The sequence below is a fragment of the Amycolatopsis sp. NPDC059027 genome (assembly GCF_042739735.1).
Lineage (GTDB): Bacteria > Actinomycetota > Actinomycetes > Mycobacteriales > Pseudonocardiaceae > Amycolatopsis.
The window spans coordinates 18,539-22,408 of record NZ_JBHYIK010000110.1 but is presented as its reverse complement, the minus strand read 5'-3'; the positions used below and the strand labels follow the sequence as shown (position 1 = coordinate 22,408).

5 protein-coding genes are annotated in these 3,870 nt (G+C 68.6%); all 5 read right to left on the bottom strand.

Going from position 1 to position 3,870, the window contains the following annotated elements:
• Nucleotides 1-62: 62 nt before the first annotated feature.
• The 5 genes from ACFWY9_RS42245 to ACFWY9_RS42225 all read right to left on the bottom strand — a co-directional run bounded on the left by ACFWY9_RS42245 (nt 63) and on the right by ACFWY9_RS42225 (nt 3,720).
• Nucleotides 63-344, bottom strand: coding sequence for a permease-like cell division protein FtsX (locus tag ACFWY9_RS42245; RefSeq protein WP_378327811.1), 282 nt, complete (start codon nt 342-344; stop codon nt 63-65).
• 218 nt (nt 345-562) lie between these two features.
• Complete coding sequence (locus tag ACFWY9_RS42240) at nt 563-1,255, bottom strand: DUF4232 domain-containing protein (RefSeq protein WP_378327775.1); 693 nt, start codon at nt 1,253-1,255, stop codon at nt 563-565.
• Between the two features lie 229 nt (nt 1,256-1,484).
• Nucleotides 1,485-2,312: an MBL fold metallo-hydrolase gene (locus ACFWY9_RS42235; RefSeq protein ID WP_378341522.1), complete on the bottom strand. Its 828-nt coding sequence runs from the start codon at nt 2,310-2,312 to the stop codon at nt 1,485-1,487.
• Complete coding sequence (locus ACFWY9_RS42230) at nt 2,309-3,142, bottom strand: MBL fold metallo-hydrolase (protein WP_378341521.1); 834 nt, start codon at nt 3,140-3,142, stop codon at nt 2,309-2,311. The genes ACFWY9_RS42235 and ACFWY9_RS42230 overlap by 4 nt, the downstream gene beginning before the upstream one ends.
• The gene (locus tag ACFWY9_RS42225; RefSeq protein WP_378341520.1) at nt 3,142-3,720 is read right to left on the bottom strand and encodes a TetR/AcrR family transcriptional regulator; all 579 of its coding nucleotides are present in this window, start codon (nt 3,718-3,720) and stop codon (nt 3,142-3,144) included. The genes ACFWY9_RS42230 and ACFWY9_RS42225 overlap by 1 nt, the downstream gene beginning before the upstream one ends.
• Nucleotides 3,721-3,870: the final 150 nt, after the last annotated feature.

The following is a 3,870-nucleotide window of genomic DNA, read 5'->3' as shown; positions in this document are numbered from 1 at the left end:
CCCTTCTACGCGGCGTCGTGTCCCCCCCCCTTCCCGGGCGTTGCGGCCGTTAGTCGCGGCCTTCACGGCAGGACCTGGGTCACGCCGGGCAAGCTGGTGAGCGCCTGCTTCACGGCGTCGGCCGCGCTGGCGTTCGCTACGCGTACCACAAGTGCCCCGGTCACGGAGTCGGACGTGAGTGGTGGACCGTAGCCGGGTTTTCCGGCGGTCAGCCGTTGGTAGCGCTCATACGCCTGTTGCCCGGCCGAGTACCGGACGGCCAGCACGCTCTGCGTCTTGGCAGCTCTGCGCTGCATTGCGGCAACCACTTCGGGAGTGGCCGCTTTACCGAGGAAGGCTGACACTTCGGTCTCCGGTTGCGGTTGGGCCGCACCTTCCACCGTGCTGCCGCACCCGGCGAGAGCGAGGACGGCGAGGAGCGTGAGGAGCAGTCGTCGGGCCACCAGCCGACCATAGGTGACCGGCGGGCTCCGGCGGACGGTGTGGCTTCGACCGGACACGGACGACGAAAAATGCCCTGGGAGCCACTGGTTCCCAGGGCATTTTCGTTGTGGTGCGGCCGTTATTCGCCGCGGCGGACGGCGCCGACGTAGGTGCCGGGGTGGGTGGCGCCGTCCTGCTTGACCAGGCCGATGGGGTTCACCCAGGGCAGGGTCTGGGTGTTGGTGCTGTTGGGCGGGGTGATCGACACGCTGGCGACGTGCCAGCCGGAGGGGTCACCGCCGCCCGATCCCGTCTCCGGGTTGAGCGCGACGGCGGTGGAGTAGGTGACGTCGGCGGTGGCGCGCTCGCCTGGGCCGAGCTGGACCGGGGTGATGGCGTCGTTGGTGCGGACCAGATCCCAGGTGGTGCCGTCCTCGCCGTTGAGGCGGACGCCGGGGAAGCCTCGCACGACGCAGGTCGTGTTGGTCTTGTTGGTCAGGACGATCGGGAGCTTCCACTGCGTGCTTTCACTGTTGAGCGGGTTCGGGTTCAACCACGCCACATTCAGGTTCAGGCAGTTGGCCGGAGTGCCCGGGGTGCTCTTGCCCGCGCCGGTCCGCTGTGAGCCGGTGGCGCCGTCCGCGCCGCCCTGCGCGCTGGTGTCCTTGGCCGTCCCGGCGTTCGGCGCGGCGCCGATCCCGCCCCCGGTGCCGCCGGAGCCCTGCGGTGCCGGTGCGGCGTTGCCGGTCGAGCACGCCCCCAGCGCGCCGACCGCCGCCACCGCGGCGATCGCCATCGTGGCCCGCTGAATCGTCTTCTTGGTGATGTTCATAATCAGCCCCTCGAAATGGAGATCGCGTATTTGCTGGTGTGTTTGTGTCTTCGCAAATAGAGATGTCCGAGACTTCGAAAGGGTGCGTGACTGTGATCTGGAACACTGGCGGGCAACGTCGTTATCGGAGAGCGGATAGGAATTATTTCCCCTGGTCAACGGCGTGCGCGCCTGATCGATTGCCCTTTTTTGTGTTCGTGCGAGCCCGAAAAGGCAGCCGCGGCCGCGCTCAGCCGCGGCGTAGGGCCTGGAGTTCGACGGGGCTGTGCGCGGAGAAGACCTTGATCTCGTCCTGATGGTCTCGCGTCAATTCCTGCAGGCGCGCGACGTTCTCCAGCCGGGCGCGACGGTCCATCTGCAGCATGCTCTGGTAAGCGCTCGAAACGCGCGGGCAGTGCGGCCCCGCCGGGTCCAGTTGACCGTGGAAAAGATACGAGTCGCCGGCGTGCAGGAGCCAGCCGTCGCCCACGCGGACCGCGACGCCGCTGTGCCCGTGGGTGTGGCCGCTCAGCGGCACAAGCAGGATTTCCGGCGGCAGGCCTTTCAGCGAGCGGACGGCTTGGAAGCCGAACCAATCGTCGCCGGCCTCGTCGTAGGTGCTCCACAGTGGACGGTGGCTGAACTGGACGGCGCGGTAGCGGTTCTTCTCGGCGAGGTTGCTCGGCGACGTCGCCATGTTGTGTTCCTTGGTACGCAGGTGTACGACGGCGTTCGGGAAATCGGCGAGGCCGCCCGCGTGGTCGACGTCGAGATGCGTGACGACGATGTGCCGGACGTCGGCGGGGTCGAGGCCGAGCGCCTTGATCTGCGCGACGGCGGTTTCCTCGGCCACCGTCCGCGGGCTGGTCATCGCGAGGAACATCCTGCCGAGCCATTCGGCGGGGCGCGCGACGCCCTGGGTGCCGAAACCGGTGTCGACCAGGACCAGGCCTTCGCCGGTTTCGATCAGCAGGCAGTGGCACACGATCGGGGAACGCCGGAACAGCCCCGGCTGCCCGTCCAGCAGGCGACCGCCGCGCGGCAGCATGGTCCCGCAGTTCAGGTGGTGCACCTTCATACCCTGCTCCTCCCGCTCAGCCGCTCGAATTCCACGGAGTTGTGCGCGGAGAACACCGTGACCTCGTCCCCGTGCTCCTTCACAAGCTGGCGCAACCGGTGCTGGTTGTCCAGTCTGGGGCCTTTCACCGTCTGCATGAACCCCTCGAACAGGGCAAGCGCCGGTGGGCAGTTCGGCTCCGGTTCGAGCTCGCCGGGGAAGAAGTAACTGTCACCCGCGTTGAGCAGCCAGCCGTTACCGGTGTCGACGGCGACGCCCGCGTGGCCTCTGGTGTGCCCGGCGAGTGGGATCAGGAGGATCTCCGGTGGCAGGCCCTCCAGCTCGCGGACGGCGTCGAAACCGAACCACGGATCCCCGGAGTCCGAATAGGACTTCCACAGTGGACCGTGGGCGAATTGGACGCGCCGGTAACGGTTTCGCTCCTGGCGGTCGTGTGGTGCTTGCAGTGCGCGGAGTTCCTCGGCGTAGACGTGCACGCGCGCGTGCGGGAAGTCGACGAGCCCGCCCGCGTGATCGAGGTCGAGGTGGGTCAGCACGATGTCGCGGACGTCGGCGGGATCGAAGCCGAGTTCGCGGAGCTGGTGGACCGCGGTCAGTTCCGGGTCGGCGACCGCGCCGGTCAGCCGGACGAACGCCGAGCCGAGCCAGCCCGCGGGGTTTTCGACGGCAGGGGTGCCGGTGCCGGTCTCGACGAGGACGAGCCCGGTGCCGGTCTCCAGCAGCAGGCAGTGGCAAACCATGGTGGCGCGGCGGAACAAGCCCGGCTCGCCGTCGATGAGGCGCCCGCCGGGCGGGCGCATGGTGCCGCAGTTCAGGTGGTGGACGCGCATCAGGACAACTCCCGTTCGATGGTGTTGTGCAGGTGACCGGCGACAGCGCGCAACGGCGCGACGTCGCGCTGGGTCTTGGCGAGCAACATGCCGCCCTCGATGGACGCGAGGACGACAGTGGCGAGATCCTGCGCACGGTCGTGCGGGAACCCTTGCTCGACAAGGTAATCGGCGAGCAGGGTCTGCCAGGACGTGTAGCCGTCGGTGCACGCCTCGCGGATGGTTTCGCTCTCCTGAGCGGCGTCGAGTGCGACTGTCGCGAGTGGACACCCGCGCTGGAAGTCCGAAGCCTGCAGGATTTCGGCGATGGCGTCGACGACGCGATCGATCGCGGTCGCGGCGTCCGGTGCCTGCTCGACGATGGTCTGGAGTGCCTCGCGCAGTCGTTCGCTGGACAGGCGCAGCGCCTCGGCGGCGAGTTGTTCCTTGCCACCGGGGAAGTGGAAGTAGAGCGAGCCCTTCGGTGCGCCGCCCGCGGTGGTGAGCTGGGTGAGGCCGGTGGCGTGGTAGCCCTGGGCGTGGAACAGGTCGGCGGCGGTGTCGAGCATCCGCTGCCGGGTATCGGTGCGACGAACCATGTGCTCGACTGTAACCCAAACTATGACGACCGGTCTAGTAACTTCGGGCGCGGTGCCGGATGTGGGGGTGTGGGGGGGAGGGGGGGGGGGGTGGGGGGGTTCGGGCCGCCACACCGCCCCCCGACCCGGGGAGACCCGCACGGGGGGCGG